Below are 15932 nucleotides of genomic sequence, written 5' to 3'. Positions count from 1 at the left end.
GACGATGAGTACCGCCCCTCCTTCCTCACTCCGCCGACGTTGGCGCTTCGACTGGCGACTCTGGCTGTTCACCGGCCTGCTGTTTCCGGTGCTGGTCAGTCTGTCTGTCTGGCAGTGGCAGCGAGCGGGTGAGAAGGAACAGCGAATGGATCAGTGGCAGCAGACCCGGTCAGAGGCGCCCTGGCGAGCGTTGCAGTCGGGTGCGTTGACCGCCGGACAACCGATCCGGATTCAGGGACGGTACCGCCCCGGACCGCTCTGGCTGCTGGACAACCGGACCCGCAACGGGCAGAGCGGCTACGAAGTGCTGTCGCTCTTTGAGCCGATGACCGGAGATCCGGTGCTGGTCAATCGCGGATGGGTCCCGGCTCCCCGGCGCCGGGACGCACTGCCGTCGGTCCGGACACCGACCGGGATGGTGACCATCCGGGCCCGGGTGGCCGATTACCCGACCCCGCCGGTCATTGGCGAGACAACGGTGTCCACATCGTGGCCGCGTCGGGTGCAGTCCCTTCCGCGAGAACGGGTCCGGGACGTGGCGCCCACCGTCGCGGCCGTCAGTCTGCGTCTGGATGGGGCGGACCAGCCGGGGGCATTCCGGGCGGACTGGGAGCTGGATGTGATGGGACCCGGCACACACTACGGCTATGCCGGGCAGTGGGCGCTGCTGGCGGCGCTTCTCCTGACGATGACTCTCGTGGCAAGCTACCGAAAACCCGAACAACGGACCGATTCCAACCATGGCTGATACCGACGTACACGAAGCGACCCCGCAGGACATCCGCCGGGGCCGCCGCATCGCCCTGTTGCTGTTTCTTGTGGGCTTTGGCCCGATCGTGGTGGCGACCATCATGTTCTACACCGGCTGGCTGAACCCGTCGGACCGGACCAACAAGGGGATTCTGATCCAGCCTCCGGAGCCGGTGGCATCAATGGGGCTTGAGACGGCGGAAGGACGCCCGTTTGAGTCGGAATTTGGTCCGGAGGTCTCAGGTAGCCACTGGACGCTGCTGATTACGGCGGCGGATGCCTGTGCCGATGCCTGCCAGGAGATGCTGTACCTGGCGCGACAGGTCAACACGGCCTTGGGCAAGAACCAGAACCGCGTGAAACGGGCCGCCTGGCTGGAACAGCCACCGGCGGACCTGTCCGATTATCCGGAGATGCGACTGCTGAGCCTGCCGGAGCCGGCATCCGCGGACTGGCCGAGAGGCAACGGACCATTTGACGCCCCCCGGGCCTACCTGGTCGACCCTTTCGGCAACGTGATGATGCAGTACGGTCCAGACCACTCCGGCAAAGACATGCTCGAAGACATCGAACACCTCATGAAGATCTCCCAACTCGGGTGACGGCCATGGTGAACGGGAACCCACATGTGCGGAGGGTGATGGGGCGGATGGCGGTGGTCGCCACTCTGCTGACTGTCGTCGTGGTGATGCTGGGTGCCTGGACACGGCTGGTGGACGCTGGCCTCGGCTGCCCGGACTGGCCAGGCTGTTATGGATTCCTGAGCGTGCCGGAGTCGGAGGAGGCGGTCTCGATCGCCGAAGCCCGCTTTCCGGAATCCCCGGTGGACCGCAGCAAGGGTTGGCCGGAAATGATTCATCGTTATGCCGCCGGTACGCTCGGACTGGTGGTGTTCGCCATTGCCGGGTACGCGCTGCGCCATCGCCGAGCGCCGGATGTTCCGCTGCGACAGCCGTTGCTGATCGCGGGTTTCGTGGTGCTTCAGGCGGCGTTTGGCATGTGGACCGTGACGCTGAAACTCTGGCCACAGGTCGTTGCGCTGCACCTGCTTGGTGGGTTTACCACGCTCACACTGCTGTTCCTGCTGGCGATGAGACTCAGGGGGCGGCGCCCCCCCGATGGTCCGGCCCTCGCGCGGGACCGCCACCGATGGCGGGCCTGGCTGTTCGTTGCCCTGGGACTTGTGGTCGCTCAGATTGCTCTGGGCGCTTGGACCGCGGCAAATTATGCCGCTGTGGCCTGTGTCGACCTGCCGACCTGTCAGGGTCAGTGGTGGCCGCCCATGGATTTCCGTCATGGTTTTGACGTGACCCAGCACGTTGGTCCAAATTATCTCGGTGGCCAATTGACAGCGGATGGCCGTGTGGCGATCCATGTGACGCATCGGCTTGGCGCGGTACTGGTTCTGACGGTGCTCGGAGCGCTTCTGGTGGCCATGTGGCGCGCTATGGCCACACCAGCAATACGGCCATGGGTGGCGCTGACCGGCGCCGTACTGCTGGCGCAGATCGGTCTTGGGCTGGCGAACGTGCTTTGGCAGATTCCGCTGCCGGTCGCCATCGCCCATAACGCGATGGGCGCTGCCCTGTTGCTGGCGGTGGTGAACCTGCTTTGGCGATTGCATCCACCGTCTTGAGCGCGCACTGTATCCCGAACAATAACAACGCACCAGGAGGCCACGGCATGAGCGATACCTCCATCGCGCAAACGCAAAGAGCCGCCAACTGGCGCGATTTTCTGGAGCTGACCAAGCCCCGGGTTGTCGCGTTGATGATGCTGACGGCCGTCATCGGCATGCTGCTTGCCCGGCCGGGGGTCCCGGACTGGACCGTGTTTGTCTTCGGCAATCTGGGCATCGCATTGCTGGCCGGCGCCGCGGCGGTGGTCAACCACGTGGTGGACTACAAGATCGATACCGTGATGGCGCGAACCAAGAAGCGTCCGGTCGCCACGGGCACGGTGTCCACGCCGGATGCCCTGATTTTCGCCACCAGCCTGGCCCTCGGCGGCATGCTGGTGCTGGTCTGGCAGGTGAATGCGCTGACCGCCTGGCTGACGCTGGCCTCGCTGGTGGGTTATGCCGGCGTCTATACCCTGTTTCTCAAGCGCGCTACCCCCCAGAACATCGTGATTGGGGGGATTGCCGGGGCGATGCCGCCACTCCTTGGCTGGACGGCAGTGACCGGTCAGGTGGACGGGCATGCCCTGTTGCTGGTGCTGATTATCTTTGCCTGGACGCCGCCGCACTTCTGGGCGCTGGCGATTCACCGCAAGGAGGAGTACGCCAAAGCAGGCATTCCCATGCTGCCGGTGACCCATGGTAACCGCTACACCGAGCTGCATATTCTGCTCTATACGCTGATTCTGCTGGCTGCCAGCATGCTCCCATACGCCACCGGTATGTCCGGCGGCATTTACCTGATCGGGGCGCTGTTGCTGGGTCTGCGGTTCCTGCATTACGCCATCCGGTTATTGCGTGGCGACGACCGGCGCGTGGCGCTGACGACGTTCAAGTACTCGATCACCTACCTGATGGCACTCTTTGTGGTGCTGCTGGTGGATCACTTCTGGTTCTATTGACGCTTATGCCCGATGCCCGGCAGAAACGAGGTATTCGCCGAACGGTTGCGGTCCTGCTCCTGTTGATTGTGGCGATTGTCACGCTTGTCCTCGCACGCCAGTTTATCCTGCCGGCGGAGGCGGAAACGGCCGCTGCTCCGTTCGTGGTGCCTGACGTGGCGGGGCTCAGTCCGTCACCGGCGATCGGCGGGGCATAACGCTTACGACCATCGGCGTCTTCCCACCGGCGCCGGAAATCCCTACACTTGCGCCGTCGCTTCCGGTGTAGGGGGTTGTTGTGTCCTCATCCACGTCTGCCCCGACCGCAGACACCCGCGAAATCATCTCCGTCATCGCCGCCGGCGCCGCCCTGCTGCTGGTGGTACACACGCTGGGCCGGTTCATTTTCACCCCCATGCTGCCTTACCTGATCGATGACGGGGTGGTGACCGCGCAACAGGGCGCCGCCATGGCGACGTGGAACTACCTTGGCTATTTCGTGGGCGCGATGCTGGCGATTCGATGGTACCGGGTGTCCCACATTCGCCGGATTCTGCCGATCGCCATGATCGTGCACGTGGTCACCACATTGCTTCAGACGCAGATCAGTGACGTCGTCGCTCTTGATGTGATCCGCGGGATCAACGGTGTTGCCAATGGCGCCGTATTCGTCCAGGCACCCGCCTTTATCCTGGAGTGGCTGGTGCTGCGCAACCGGGCGAGGCTCAGTGGCCTGACCTATCTGGGTGTCGGCGTGGGGTTGCTGGTGTCCAGTATGCTGGTTAGTGCCACGGGAAGCTGGCTGAGCGGGCCTTCACTCTGGTGGCCGGCGGCCATCGTGTCCATTCCGCTGGCGGTCTGGGGCTGGCATCGACTGAGCCGTCTGGAGGTCCCGGTTCGGCCGGAAAAGCCGGATGGATCCCTGCCACAGAAGGGCTCGCTGCTTGATCGCGCCAGTATTCCCCTGTTCCTGCAATACGCCGGAGCCGGGCTGGGCTATATCCTGCCCATGACCTTCCTGCCGCTGTTGGCCAAACTTCAGCTTGATCCGGGCAACTGGCTGGTGGACGGCTCCTGGCTGCTGGTGGCGCTCGGAACCATCCCTTCAGCCTGGCTCTGGAACACGCTGGGCGCGAGGCTGGGCGACGTCAAAGCGATCCGGATCAACTTTGCAGTGCAGCTCTTCGGTGTCCTGGCCGCCGTGATCTGGGGCGGGCCGGTCGGCATCGCCCTGTGTGCCCTTCTTGTGGGCGGTACGTTCCTGGGAACGGTCCTGCTGACCCAGCGACTCGCCCGTGCCCTGCACCCCCATCAGGGGCCGCGGCTTTCGGCGGCCATGGTGGCGCTCTACGCGCTCGCTCAGATGATCGGTCCCTGGCTGGCCGAACAGTGGCTCAACCATGGCGGCACGCTGGAAAGCGCCTTCTGGATCGGGGTTGGCGCGTTGGCGTGGGGGTTGGCCTTTGCGTTCTTCGTGCCGCGCCCTGAAGACTGGCACCGCCGGCCGGCCTGACCGCGTCAGTGCCTTTGGGACACCGCGACGCTGGCGCCCGCGTCATCAAGTTCCCGGATCAGTGCCTGCAGCCGTTGCCCCATGGCGGCACTGCCATCCAGCTGCTCTGCCATACTGCGCGTCGTGCTGCGAATACCGTCGATGTGTTGCAGTGTGTGGTCGGTCTGTTCCATCTGTGCGCCGGAGACCTGGGCGATGTCCCGGTTGGTGTCGTTGATGCCTTCGACGGCGGCTTCGATGTCGGTCAGCGCCTGCTGGGCCTCCATCGCGGCCGAGACGCACTCAGTGGCCACTGACGAGCTGCTGTTCATCTGATCCACCGCCTCATCCATGCTCCTGAGAAGCCGCTGAATGCTCGACTCGATCTGTTCGGTAGAGTCCTGAACCCGCTGGGCCAGCTTGCGGACCTCGTCTGCCACAACGGCAAACCCGCGCCCATCATGACCGGCCCGCGCCGCCTCGATGGCCGCGTTCAGCGCCAGCAGGTTGGTCTGCTCGGCGATCCCGCCGATCTCGGAAACGGCCTCCCCGATATCACGGCTGTTGTCGGACAGTCTCCCGACGCTTTGAGCGGAGGTTGAAATGCGCTCGGCCAGATCCTGGATGGCATTGGCGGAGGTCGCCACCTTGTGGCGGCCATCATCCGTCGTCTGGCGCGCTGAGGCCGATTGGTCCCGGGCCTGTTCAGCCTGACCAGCAATCCCCTGGAAGCTCTCCAGCATCTGATGAATCACGTCAGCAGATCGGTCCGTGTCCTCAGCCTGGCGATGCAGGTCGTCCCGATTGCGCCGGGTGCTGTCAGCCAGCTCCGAGACCTCGGATTCCAGCCGACGGGTGGCGTCCTTCATGCTCTCGACAACCCCGGCCGTCCGGTTTTGCATGGCATTGAATGCGCGGGCCATCGCACCGATTTCGTCGGTGGAATCGACGCTGGCGCGGGCATCCAGATCGCCGGTGCGTTCGACGGTCAGCATGGTGTCCTTAAGCTGATTCACGTGCCGGACGACAAACTGGATCAGCAGTTGGGAGCATGTCATTTCCACCACCATCAGCCCGGCAACGACACCGGCGAACGTAAGCGCATGATCGCCAAAAACGCGCCAGAAACCGGCGCCGGTGGCACTGGCAATGACTGTCATCGCCACGGTGACCAGCGCCAGGAGGGTGGCAAGTACAACGACGTTCAGAAGCCAGAACTTGTATTTCAGTGGCAGGTTGGCGAGCAGACGAAACATGGCTGACAACGGACTCCACAATGCAGGAAAGGGACGCCCGCATCATAGCAGAAGTCCTTTGTCAGGCGACCACCGGGGCTGTCGAAGGACGTGCCTCTGAGGGCTCCGGGCCTGCGTTGCCAGCCCTTGACGGGGAACAACCCCGTCTGCGGCCTGACGCCTTGTCCAGAACGGTCAGAGACACGCGTCAAGTCAACAAATGACCCAGACTCCTAGTGTCTCGTCTGGTTAATTCGCTGACTTACTGAGCCATTGAAAGGTCTGAGAGCAAGGCGCGATGGCGAAGGTTTGGTGGTTCCAAATCGAGTCAGCGCAACGCGGCTATCAGACCTTTCAAGGGCTCCCGAAGGGCGCGCCGCTGACGGCTCTGGAGCGGCGTTGTCAGCCCTTGACGGGGAGTGACCCCGCCTGCGGACTGACGCCTTGCCCAGAACCGTCAGAGGCACGCAGTAAGTCAGCGAATTAACCAGACGAGACACTAGGCAGCGGACCGAGCGGCCTGGCCTCCTGACTGTGCCACCCGGTGGGCGGTCCGGAACTGCATCGCCTTGTCCTTCAGTGGCCCGAAGCGCAGGTTGATCAGGTCCAGCGGGTAGTTCTGGTACAGCTTCCATGGCGCACGATCACCCTGCTTGGGCAGGTGGTCCAGCGCCCGCAACACGTAGTTGGCTTCCAGGTCGAGGAACGGCGCCTCTTTCACATCGTCGCCCACCACCGGCACGCAGTAGTCAACACCCTGTCGGTCCATATGGTTCAGCAGCCGACAGGTGTACTCGCTGGCCAGATCGGCCTTGAGCGTCCAGGAGGCGTTGGTGTACCCGACAATCATGGACATATTGGGCACATCGCTGAGCATCATGCCTTTGTAGCTCATGGTGTCGCTGGGGCGGATGTGCTGTCCATCCACGGAGATTTCCGCGCCCCCCAGCGTGACCAGGTTCAGCCCGGTGGCGCTGATGATGATGTCCGCTTCGAGCTCTTCCCCGGATTTGAGTCGGATACCGTTCTCGGTGAAGGTATCGATGTGGTCCGTCACGATGGACGCCTCGCCGCGGCGCAGCACCTTGAACAGATCGCCGTTCGGTACCAGGCAAAGGCGTTGATCCCACGGGTTGTAGCTCGGATTGAAGTGGGTATCGATGTCGAAGTCCTTGCCGAGCTGCTGTCGCAGGTGCAGACGCAGGATGCGTCGCATGGCCTTCGGGTAACGGCGACAGGCCTGATAGAACAGCGTCTGCAGGGAGACGTTTTTCCAGCGGGTGATCTGGTACGCGAGCCGCTTGGGAAGCAGCCGGTTCAGCGCGTTGGCGATCACGTCCGCATCCGGCTGGGAGATGATGTAGGTTGGCGACCGCTGCAGCATGGTGACGTGCGCGGCCTTGTCCGTCATGGACGGAATCAGAGTGACCGCTGTCGCGCCACTGCCGATCACCACGACCTTCTTCCCGGTGTAATCCAGGTCTTCCGGCCAGTGCTGCGGATGGATCAGTTGCCCCTGGAACTGGTCTTTCCCGGGGAAGTCCGGCATATAGCCCTGATCGTAGCGGTAGTAACCGCTGCAGTTCAGCAGGTAGTTGGCTGTGACGGTCTTCGTTTTTCCCGAAGGCAGCTTCGCCGTCACCGTCCAGGTAGCGTCCTCACTCGACCAGTCCATCTTCTCGACCCAGTGGTTGTAGTGGATCTTCTGGTCGATGTGGTTCTGTTCTGCGGTGTTGTGGATGTAGTTGAGGATCGACGGGCCGTCCGCAATGGCCTTGCCGTCGGTCCAGGGGCGGAAGTTGTAGCCCAGCGTGTACATGTCGGAGTCGGAGCGGATGCCCGGGTACCGGAACAGATCCCAGGTGCCGCCCATGGCGTCGCGCCCTTCCAGAATGGCAAAGGTCTTGCCCGGGCATTCGTTCAGCAGGTGCCATGCGGCACCCACGCCCGACAGACCGGCGCCCACAATCAACACATCATAGTCAGGCCTTGCCATAACACATCTCTCCCACCGGGTTGCCTGTTCTGGGAACCCGACCATCGGGCTCCTTTTCTGGACTCTATTGGACGGGTTTTGATCACACCCGGCAAGGGTCCGACAGGCCAGACCCTTTTTCACGAGGGTCAACTGTCGCGATGAGGAACACGAGCTGCAAGATGGACGTGCCCGGCTCCAGCCGTTTGATGAACACATCGTAGGCCAGTGCCATGGCATTGCCCTGACCAACGACTACATGCTCAGCCATCAGGACGACCGCGAATCGTTCGTGCGGTTGCCGGGACCTGTTCTGATCACTGGTGATCGTTTCTACATTGCCCACAAGACCAGTCGTCGGAATGAAAGCACCATCCGCCGACTTCGCCATTGGCTGATACAGGAAGCGACGGCCAGTGGCCTGATGTCCCCTCAGTGATTCCGGGAGGGCAGCTGCAGCGTCCAGGCGATGGGCATCACCAGCAGTCCGTAAATCAGCATCGCGAGTACCGCGTGATTGGCCTGGCCAGTCAGGTCCGCTACCAGCCCGCCCAGCATGGGCACGCCAAACGACAGCGTATAGCCGATGGTGAAGTTACCGGCGGCGAGTCGACCGGTCTCGCCCGCACGGGCCACCTGTGGCGGCAGCGCCACCAGCAGGATCAGCATGATGCCGGCGGTGAAACTCATCATGAACACGAAAACGATACTGGTAAGGCCCTCAGTCAGCAGGAACAGCGCCAGCGTGACGATGGCGATCATCAGCATGAGGAAAATCACCCGCGGCCGGCCGACCCACTGACGGGCCATTTTCAGCATTATCAGCGACGAGGCGACCTGGGCCAGGTTGAGCCAGAAAAGGGCCGAGTCCAACGCGTCCAGTGAACCGCGCTGCTCGAGGACATTGCCCATGTAGGCATTGGTACCGAAGAACAGGCCACCGGAGGCGCCCAGCAGGACGCCGAGCCGCCAGGTCAGTGGGTTCTTCCAGTCCGGTAACCACGGATCCGCCTCCGCGGTCCCGCCCGAGACCCGTTCACGGGGCAGGAACAGCGCGGCGGCGACCAGAAACGCCGGAACGGACCAGCCGATGAGCGTCCAGCGCCAGCTGTCGTCCATCAGCGGCATCATGACCGGCAGGGTCACCCCGGCGCCGATGAATTCGCCCATGAGCATGCCGTTCATGTACACGGCCGTGCCGAGTGCCAGACGATCCGGCGTCAGCCAGACGCGAAGCAGCGCGGGCAGGGCCGGCTGCATGGCGGCGATGCCCAGGCCCATGAGGGTGCTGGCTGCCATCAGCGTCATGGCTTCGGGGGCAAGGCCCCGCAGTGCGGACCCCAGCGCAGTCACCACCAGCGCAATGGCCAGGGTGGCCCGCGGTCCGATCCGGGAAATGGCCAGCGATCCGGGCATGGCGCCGACGGCCAGCATGAATACGGGAAGGGTGGTGAGGGCCCCGGTGAGTGCCTGGGAGAGGCCCAGGTCCTCCGCGACAAACGGGGCAAGGGCCGGCGCGACCAGCACCGGCACCCGCAGGTAGAGTCCGGCCAGCCAGAGCAGTGCCAGTAACGCGAGTCCGGATCGGGCCGTCGGGGTGGAGGGCGAGGCCTTACTCGTCATCCGGGATGTTGTAGGAGCCGTCCTCGTCGTGGGTCTCGCGGCCGGAAACCGGCGGATTGAACGTGCAGATCAGACGCATGTCCTCAGTACCACCACGCAGGGTGTGCCGATCGTTGTTGTCGAGCGCGTAGAGGATGCCATCGTAGATCTCGTGAACTTCGCCGGTGGCCTTGTCTTCGATAGACCCGTTGCCGGCCACACAGTAGACCGCTTCCAGATGGTTCTTGTACCACAGGTTCAGCTCGGCGCCCGCCGGAATGATGGTCTCGTGCATGGAGAAGCCCATGCCATCCTTTTTCAGCAGCATTCGGCGGCTGTTCCAGCCCGGTCCGTGCACGTCCTGGTCGGTTCCGATGATCTTGTTGACGTCGACAATCTTCATGGCGGTCTCCATTTCCGGGGTGACAGAAGCGGAAGTATAAACACGCTCTCTAAGCCCAGTTCAATTGTTTCTGCTATTGGTTCGACGGGGAGAGAGTGCGCCTGAGAAACCGCGCTCCGGCCTCGATCGCGCTTCCGCTGGTGAGGAAGCTGGCGATGTGGCCCCGCCCTCGCATCCGGTAGAGTTCGCTGTGCACGCCATGGGCCTGTAACGTGGCGTGGAAATCCGTGGCCTGATCGATCGGCACGAGCATGTCCCAGGTGCCGTGGAACAGGAAGAAAGGCGGATCATCGGAGTCCACGTGCACGACGGGGGAGGCCTGGTGGTAGGCGTCGGGCACCTCGTCGATGGTGCCGCCGAGCAGCTGCTCCACCAGCCTGCCGTCGCCGAACTTGCGCAGATCACTGGGTGTGCCCCCCGAGACCACCGCCGCCAGCCGGGTTTCGGGACCGCCCCAGGGCTGGTCCAGTGCCCCGTCGTCACCGGCGACCACGCCCAGCAGACTCACCAGATGTCCGCCGGATGAAAATCCCAGTGCGCCAATACGTTCCCGATCAATCGACAGCGCCTGCCGTCGGTCATGCAGCCAGTGCATGGCCACCTGAAGATCATGAAGCTGCGCAGGAAACCGGTGGGCTGGTGCGAACCGGTAATCGATATTCATCACGACGAAACCGACACTGGCGAGTGTTTCAGCGATGTCACTCATGTCGCCCCGGGAGCGCCGGGTCCAGCCACCCCCATGGGCCACCAGAACCGCCGGATGGGGACCGGCGGTGGTTGGCGTGTACACGTCAGCGTAAAGCGGTTCCGGCCAGCCGGACGGAGAATACCGTTGGTCGTACTGAGCGTTCCAGCCGGTCTCCGGCAGCGGTGTTGGCGCGGTCGGTGCGTTCTGATGGTGAGCGCATCCTGTCGATAGCCCGAGCAGGGAAAGGAACACAATGGATCGGATCACGTCAGCCTCGCAGGTTGGTCCGGTCCGGGTCAGTACGCACCTGGAAGGGGAACGGATGCCTCGTTCTGGTTGCGGTTTGACCAACTCGACAGCGCCCCCGGAAGGGCCCGGTCAGCCTGCCGCTGCGAGGTCCGCACGGGGAGCAGGCGGTGTCGTTCTGAGCGATCTAACCGCGCAGCACTGGCCAGCGGTCGGTCAGAGCCTGGCGGTCGGGGTCATAGAGCGCCAGGTCTCCGAATTGCAGGAAGACCGATTCGCTCTGGTGGGGGCGCAGGAACACCCAGTCGCCCGGAGCGATTGGGACGGCATCCGACCCATTGAGCATTTCCTGATTGGACGAGCGCCCGAAGACCGGGTTCGGGGACAGTCCGGGCGGAGAAACGGGCCGGGCTTTCCAATGACCGCCGTAGATGAAGAACGCCTGTTGGCGGTTGGGGTTCCACAGACGCATCAATGAAGCGAGCGCCTCGGGTCCCGGTAGCCTCGCCGGGGCCATCGTCTTGAGCACCGGCGTGGCGATGACACAGGCCGGGCGATGGCCGGACAATGTCGGGACATCAAAATTCGTTGGCATGACCAGTCCGGACCCCAGTGCGATTTCGTTGGCCGGCGTGTCCTGTCCCGGGTACAGCGTGTAGGTGCTGCTGCCGCCGGTATTGAACGTCAGGCCCGCCGGCAGCGTGCCGAATACGGCCCGCGCGGTGTGCACGGCCTCACGGTAGCGCGCCATGGCCTCGTCACGCAGCGCGTGATCGTCGCCGGGGACTTTCACGATATGGGGCTCATACCCCATGAACCCGCGGAATCGCAGGCGCTTGTCATCGCGTATCCGGGTCAGCATGGCGGCCAACCGGTCGCGGTCGGCCACGCCGCCGCGATGGAGGCCGATGTCCAGCTCCACGTTGATGCCAAGTGGCTGATCCCGCTCGGCGGCCAACTGCTGGTAGTCCAGCAGCCGTTGCGGGCTGTCGATCAGCCACTGGAGTTGTGTTTCCGGCTGAAAGCCGCCTGCCGGCTGCCACTCCTGGTAGAAGAGTCGGGCCTCATCAACCGGCATGGGTTTTCCCAGAAGGATGTCCGCATCCGGTCGGTGGGCGGCCACCTGGCTGACAAAGGGCCGATGGAACAGCATCAGCCGCCGGGTTCCGGCATGGTCCATCAGGTGGTCCAGTAAGGACAGTGAAGGGAGCGATTTGGCTACCAGCCGCAGGGCGTACTGATCACCAAGCCGCCGGGTGACGAGGTTGAGGTTGTGATGGAGCCGATCGCGGTCGATCACCATGGTCGGCCGGGCAAGCGGTTGCTCACTCAGACACCGCTGCAGGGACTGGAAATAGCGGTCGTGCGGTCCCCCCTGATCCGAGGGCCGCAGTAGGCCGAGTCCGACGGCGCCGGCCGTGGCGGCGCCGCCGATCAGGAGCTGGCGTCGGCTCAGGCTCATGAGGTCCCCTCTGCGAACAGACGCCGGAGGTGCTCGTTCAGAAATCGTCCCTCGGGGTCCATGGTCCGGCGCACGGCCTGGAAGTCCTCCCAGCGTGGATAGAGCGCGCGGGCCTCGGCGGCGGTCAGCGAGTGCATCTTGCCCCAGTGCGGTCGGCCGCCATGTTGGCGCAGGATGGGCTCGACCGCCCGGAACAGCGCGTCGTGGGGTTCGTCGTGAACCCGGTGGACGGCGATGGACATCGAGTCCTGACGGTAGAAGGGACTGAGCCAGGCATTGTCGCCCTTCACGTAGCGCACTTCGAACGGGAAGAAGACGTCCGGGAAGTCCTTTTCGACTTTCCGGCGTACGGCCCGTAACGCCGGCAGCCCCGCTTCCCGGGGCAGGTGATACTCCATTTCGTTGAACCGGACCTGGCGGCTGCTGGCGTAGTTGCGCCAGGCTGGCGCCACCCGTTCGGACCGGTCAATGGTTTTCATGTAGGTGCCCAGGGCCAGCTCCCGCAACCGGGGCGACCAGCCGAGCATGTCCCGGACGGTGCGCAGGGTTCGGGCGCCCTCGTTCTGGTCCAGCGATTCGGTGCTCGAGAGCGGCTCCTCCGTGATGTCCTGCCAGTCCATGAACCCCATGCCGGAGAAGGGAATGTAGAAGAATTCGAAGTTGCGGTGGCGATCGGCCATCTGCTCCGCCTGGTCCAGGATGGCCTCAATGGGATGCCACTCGGTGACCCGGCGCAGTCGGTAGGGGCGCCGGTTTTGGAGTGTGACTGACGTCACCAGGCCGAGGGCACCCAGTCCCACCCGGGCGGCGTCGAACAGATCCCGGTTGTGGTCGGCACTGCACCGATGCACCTCCCCGCGCCCGTCCACCAGTGTCAGGGCTGTGACCTGGTCCGACAGGCACGGCAGCCCGGCGCCGGTGCCGTGGGTGGCGGTGGCAATGGTGCCGGCCAGGGACTGCTCGTCGATGTCCGGCATGTTGACCAGTGCCTGACCGGCGTCGGCCAGTGGCTGACCGATCTGTTCCAGCCGGGTGCCGGCGCCGATGGTGGCCCGCATTTGTGGTTCGTCCACAGACTGGAGTCGGTTGAAGTGCGAGAGCGAGACAAGGGTGCCGTCCGTGGGTACCAGTGGCGCAAAGGAGTGGCCGGAACCGACCGGCCGGATGGTGTCACGACTGTCCCGCACCAGAGCCTGAAGGGCTTCGATCGTTTTTGGAGCAGCCCGGTGGCGAGGCTTGGCCTTGAGCGCGCCGGACCAGTTGTACCAGGCCATGGGTTCGCCATCGGTGTTCGTTGTGGTGGCGGCCGACACATCGGGGAGCCAGGGCGTCGCGGAGGCTGCCAGCAGCATCTGCAGGAAGTCACGTCGGCTGCTCATGCGTCGCCCCCAGATCCGCTCATGAAGCGGATCAACGCGCGGTGGTCGGAGCGATCACACTCGAGGCACTGACCGCCGGGGGGCATGGCCCCGTAGCCACGAACGACGCTCTCTACCAGTCGGTCCATGCCCTTGTTCAGGCGGGCAGCCCATTGGGACGGATGGGCGGTCAACGGTGCTCCGGTCCCGGGCCGGGCGTGACAGCCCTGGCAGGACTGCTGGTAGAGCGTCTGCAGGCGCTCGCTCTCGGGCAGCACGCTGCGGGCGCGTTCCGGGTCTGGCGGATCACTGCAACCGGTCAGCAACAGTGTGAGGCTCAGGAGTGCGACGGTCGGGCGCATAAAGACACTCATAACATAACAATGTGTCACGTATTGTGCGTCAAAGGGGGTTTCTCTGCAAGATGGTCGTTAAATGCTGCAATAATGAGCATTGCGATGGAATGCCTGCTCGACGCCGCCCGCTTCCCCGGCTAATGTGGAGTTGATGACGACTGGACAGGAACGTTTCCGCAGCATGGAGCCATTCGAGGAACTGCCGTCCCCCCTGCGGCGGGCGCTGACCATCAGCGGGGTCTATGCCCTTGTGGGGGTCCTCTGGATTCTCGGTAGTGACCAGCTCCTGCTTGTGTTCACCCGGGATGTGGATGCCGTGGCCGGACTCCAGACGTGGAAGGGGTGGGCCTTTGTGCTGATGACGTCGTGTCTGTTCTTCGGCCTGACCTTTCGGCAGTTCCGCCGCTATCAGGAGGTGATGGAAATCAATCGCCAGCAGGCGGAGCAGATACTGGATCTGAGCCAATTCCGAGAAAGCATCATCGACAATGCCAGCACCTGGATCAACGTTCTCGACACCGACGCCCGCGTCGTCGTCTGGAACAAGGCAGCAGAGCAGATCAGTGGTTATCCACGCGAGGAGATCGTCGGGCGCGACGATCTCTGGGAATGGCTGTATCCGGATGATGCCTATCGCCAGTCCATCGTTGAGCGGGCCCAGGAGATTCTGGACCACGGCCTGGAGCTGGAGGCATTCGAAACCTGTATCCGGACCCGGGAGGGCGGCTATCGACGCCTGTCCTGGAATTCCCGTCGTTTCTTTGATGGCGAGGGCCGCGTCAACGGCTCAATCGCGATCGCAACGGATGTGACTGAACAGCGTGCCGCGGAGCGGGAGCTGCAACAGCGCGAGCGCCAGCTGGCCAATCTTATGGACAATCTGCCGGGTATGGCCTATCGCAGCCTGTTCGACGAGCACTGGACGATGCGATTTGTCTCCAGCGGGTGCCGGGCTTTGACCGGCTACGAGCCGTCGGATCTGCTGGACAATCGGACCGTCAGCTGGGCGCAGTTGATTAACCCGGACGACAGTGCGCGCGTGACTCGGGAGGTTGAGGATGCCATCGGTCTTGGCGAGCCGTTTGCCGTTGAGTACCCCATCCGGCGCCGGGACGGTACGACAATCTGGGTCTGGGAAAAGGGCCGGGGGGTCGACGACAGCGGTCGTCTGGCCCTGGAAGGGCTGATACTGGACATCAACAGTCGCAAGCATCTGGAGGAGGAGCTGTCCGAGCTGGCGACCCATGATGCGCTCACCGGGCTGCTGAATCGTCGGGAGATGGAAGTGCGCCTGAAGGAAGAAGTCCAGCGGGCTGAACGGTATGGCCATTCCCTTGCTATGCTCTGGATTGACCTGGACCACTTCAAGGCCGTGAATGACGAGCACGGCCATGCGGCGGGCGATCACGTGTTGCGACGGTTGAGTGAGATGCTGGAAACGTCCGTCCGGGCGGTGGATCGGGTGGCCCGGTACGGTGGCGAGGAGTTCATCGTGCTGCTGCCCGAACGCAACCGCCTGGAGGCCTGGGAGACGGCCGAGCGCCTTCGTGAGCGGGTGTGTTCCCAGACCATCCGGGTGCCGGGCTCCGGTTCCGTGTCCCTGTCCATCAGTATCGGTCTGGCGGTCTTCCCGGAACACGGTACCAGTGGTGAGGCGCTGTGCGATGCCGCTGACCGCGCCATGTACCGGGCCAAGGACGCCGGTCGCAACCGTGTGTGCGTGGCGGGTGAATGACTCCAGCGACGCCGCTGTCCGGTCCCCGCGGTCGTGCGATGGTCAGGGCGAGTCGGTAGCATGATCGC

General features: G+C 63.8%; 17 protein-coding genes. 8 read left to right on the top strand and 9 right to left on the bottom strand.

Annotated features, from left to right (window positions below; all coding sequences use genetic code 11):
* The first annotated feature begins 4 nt into the window (after positions 1-4).
* The 6 genes from C8D92_RS05615 to C8D92_RS05590 all read left to right on the top strand — a co-directional run bounded on the left by C8D92_RS05615 (position 5) and on the right by C8D92_RS05590 (position 4822).
* A complete protein-coding gene (locus C8D92_RS05615; protein ID WP_095610109.1) occupies positions 5-748 on the top strand; it encodes an SURF1 family protein in 744 nt (247 codons plus the stop codon).
* Positions 741-1352 (top strand): thioredoxin domain-containing protein, encoded by a 612-nt coding sequence (locus tag C8D92_RS05610; RefSeq protein WP_095610110.1) that lies wholly within the window; start codon positions 741-743, stop codon positions 1350-1352. The genes C8D92_RS05615 and C8D92_RS05610 overlap by 8 nt, the downstream gene beginning before the upstream one ends.
* Before the next feature lie 38 nt (positions 1353-1390).
* On the top strand, positions 1391-2386 hold the full coding sequence (locus tag C8D92_RS05605) for a COX15/CtaA family protein (protein ID WP_095610111.1): 996 nt from the start codon (positions 1391-1393) through the stop codon (positions 2384-2386).
* A gap of 47 nt (positions 2387-2433) precedes the next feature.
* Positions 2434-3330, top strand: coding sequence for a heme o synthase (gene cyoE / locus C8D92_RS05600; RefSeq protein ID WP_095610112.1), 897 nt, complete (start codon positions 2434-2436; stop codon positions 3328-3330).
* A gap of 5 nt (positions 3331-3335) precedes the next feature.
* Positions 3336-3527 (top strand): hypothetical protein, encoded by a 192-nt coding sequence (locus tag C8D92_RS05595; protein WP_116918691.1) that lies wholly within the window; start codon positions 3336-3338, stop codon positions 3525-3527.
* Positions 3528-3607: 80 nt separating this feature from the next.
* Positions 3608-4822, top strand: coding sequence for a YbfB/YjiJ family MFS transporter (locus tag C8D92_RS05590; RefSeq protein ID WP_116918690.1), 1215 nt, complete (start codon positions 3608-3610; stop codon positions 4820-4822).
* Between the two features lie 5 nt (positions 4823-4827).
* On the opposite strand, the gene C8D92_RS05585 is transcribed toward C8D92_RS05590, so the two are convergent.
* From C8D92_RS05585 to C8D92_RS15650, 3 genes are all read right to left on the bottom strand, one after another.
* Positions 4828-6057 (bottom strand): methyl-accepting chemotaxis protein, encoded by a 1230-nt coding sequence (locus C8D92_RS05585; RefSeq protein WP_116918689.1) that lies wholly within the window; start codon positions 6055-6057, stop codon positions 4828-4830.
* Positions 6058-6535: 478 nt separating this feature from the next.
* Positions 6536-8032, bottom strand: coding sequence for a flavin-containing monooxygenase (locus tag C8D92_RS05580; protein ID WP_116918688.1), 1497 nt, complete (start codon positions 8030-8032; stop codon positions 6536-6538).
* 82 nt (positions 8033-8114) lie between these two features.
* Positions 8115-8282, bottom strand: coding sequence for a hypothetical protein (locus C8D92_RS15650; RefSeq protein WP_165819236.1), 168 nt, complete (start codon positions 8280-8282; stop codon positions 8115-8117).
* Between C8D92_RS15650 and C8D92_RS05575 the strand changes: the two genes are divergently transcribed.
* Complete coding sequence (locus C8D92_RS05575) at positions 8271-8450, top strand: hypothetical protein (RefSeq protein WP_116918687.1); 180 nt, start codon at positions 8271-8273, stop codon at positions 8448-8450. The two genes, C8D92_RS15650 and C8D92_RS05575, sit on opposite strands and share 12 nt — an antisense overlap.
* Here C8D92_RS05575 and C8D92_RS05570 read toward each other — a convergent pair.
* The 6 genes from C8D92_RS05570 to C8D92_RS05545 all read right to left on the bottom strand — a co-directional run bounded on the left by C8D92_RS05570 (position 8444) and on the right by C8D92_RS05545 (position 14135).
* Complete coding sequence (locus C8D92_RS05570) at positions 8444-9634, bottom strand: MFS transporter (protein WP_116918686.1); 1191 nt, start codon at positions 9632-9634, stop codon at positions 8444-8446. The genes C8D92_RS05575 and C8D92_RS05570 overlap by 7 nt on opposite strands.
* A complete protein-coding gene (locus C8D92_RS05565; RefSeq protein ID WP_095611896.1) occupies positions 9624-10016 on the bottom strand; it encodes an ectoine synthase in 393 nt (130 codons plus the stop codon). The genes C8D92_RS05570 and C8D92_RS05565 overlap by 11 nt, the downstream gene beginning before the upstream one ends.
* 73 nt (positions 10017-10089) lie before the next feature.
* Positions 10090-10974, bottom strand: coding sequence for an alpha/beta hydrolase (locus tag C8D92_RS05560; protein WP_116918685.1), 885 nt, complete (start codon positions 10972-10974; stop codon positions 10090-10092).
* Positions 10975-11140: 166 nt separating this feature from the next.
* Complete coding sequence (locus tag C8D92_RS05555; protein WP_116918684.1) at positions 11141-12415, bottom strand: DSD1 family PLP-dependent enzyme; 1275 nt, start codon at positions 12413-12415, stop codon at positions 11141-11143.
* The gene (locus C8D92_RS05550; protein WP_116918683.1) at positions 12412-13794 is read right to left on the bottom strand and encodes a D-arabinono-1,4-lactone oxidase; all 1383 of its coding nucleotides are present in this window, start codon (positions 13792-13794) and stop codon (positions 12412-12414) included. Before C8D92_RS05550 ends, C8D92_RS05555 begins: the two co-directional genes overlap by 4 nt.
* Positions 13791-14135, bottom strand: a complete 345-nt coding sequence (locus C8D92_RS05545) for a c-type cytochrome (protein WP_165819235.1) — start codon at positions 14133-14135, stop codon at positions 13791-13793. Before C8D92_RS05545 ends, C8D92_RS05550 begins: the two co-directional genes overlap by 4 nt.
* Before the next feature lie 145 nt (positions 14136-14280).
* Here C8D92_RS05545 and C8D92_RS05540 point away from each other — a divergent pair, with 145 nt between their 5' ends.
* On the top strand, positions 14281-15864 hold the full coding sequence (locus C8D92_RS05540) for a sensor domain-containing diguanylate cyclase (protein WP_243402373.1): 1584 nt from the start codon (positions 14281-14283) through the stop codon (positions 15862-15864).
* Positions 15865-15932 lie beyond the last annotated feature (68 nt).

This window comes from Tamilnaduibacter salinus, assembly GCF_003096655.1.
Lineage (GTDB): Bacteria > Pseudomonadota > Gammaproteobacteria > Pseudomonadales > Oleiphilaceae > Tamilnaduibacter > Tamilnaduibacter salinus.
Note: the sequence above shows the minus strand (reverse complement) of the source record. Positions and strands in the feature narration are given on the sequence as shown.

Excerpts from the sequence above, each read along its gene's own strand:
- C8D92_RS05615 (WP_095610109.1), top strand. The coding sequence starts at position 5 with ATGAGTACCGCCCCTCCTTCCTCACTCCGCCGACGTTGGCGCTTCGAC.
- C8D92_RS05610 (WP_095610110.1), top strand. The coding sequence starts at position 741 with ATGGCTGATACCGACGTACACGAAGCGACCCCGCAGGACATCCGCCGG.
- C8D92_RS05605 (WP_095610111.1), top strand. The coding sequence starts at position 1,391 with ATGGGGCGGATGGCGGTGGTCGCCACTCTGCTGACTGTCGTCGTGGTG.
- cyoE (WP_095610112.1), top strand. The coding sequence starts at position 2,434 with ATGAGCGATACCTCCATCGCGCAAACGCAAAGAGCCGCCAACTGGCGC.
- C8D92_RS05595 (WP_116918691.1), top strand. The coding sequence starts at position 3,336 with ATGCCCGATGCCCGGCAGAAACGAGGTATTCGCCGAACGGTTGCGGTC.
- C8D92_RS05585 (WP_116918689.1), bottom strand. The coding sequence starts at position 6,057 with ATGTTTCGTCTGCTCGCCAACCTGCCACTGAAATACAAGTTCTGGCTT.
- C8D92_RS05580 (WP_116918688.1), bottom strand. The coding sequence starts at position 8,032 with ATGGCAAGGCCTGACTATGATGTGTTGATTGTGGGCGCCGGTCTGTCG.
- C8D92_RS05575 (WP_116918687.1), top strand. The coding sequence starts at position 8,271 with ATGCTCAGCCATCAGGACGACCGCGAATCGTTCGTGCGGTTGCCGGGA.
- C8D92_RS15650 (WP_165819236.1), bottom strand. The coding sequence starts at position 8,282 with ATGGCTGAGCATGTAGTCGTTGGTCAGGGCAATGCCATGGCACTGGCC.
- C8D92_RS05570 (WP_116918686.1), bottom strand. The coding sequence starts at position 9,634 with ATGACGAGTAAGGCCTCGCCCTCCACCCCGACGGCCCGATCCGGACTC.
- C8D92_RS05565 (WP_095611896.1), bottom strand. The coding sequence starts at position 10,016 with ATGAAGATTGTCGACGTCAACAAGATCATCGGAACCGACCAGGACGTG.
- C8D92_RS05555 (WP_116918684.1), bottom strand. The coding sequence starts at position 12,415 with ATGAGCCTGAGCCGACGCCAGCTCCTGATCGGCGGCGCCGCCACGGCC.
- C8D92_RS05550 (WP_116918683.1), bottom strand. The coding sequence starts at position 13,794 with ATGAGCAGCCGACGTGACTTCCTGCAGATGCTGCTGGCAGCCTCCGCG.
- C8D92_RS05545 (WP_165819235.1), bottom strand. The coding sequence starts at position 14,135 with ATGCGCCCGACCGTCGCACTCCTGAGCCTCACACTGTTGCTGACCGGT.
- C8D92_RS05540 (WP_243402373.1), top strand. The coding sequence starts at position 14,281 with ATGACGACTGGACAGGAACGTTTCCGCAGCATGGAGCCATTCGAGGAA.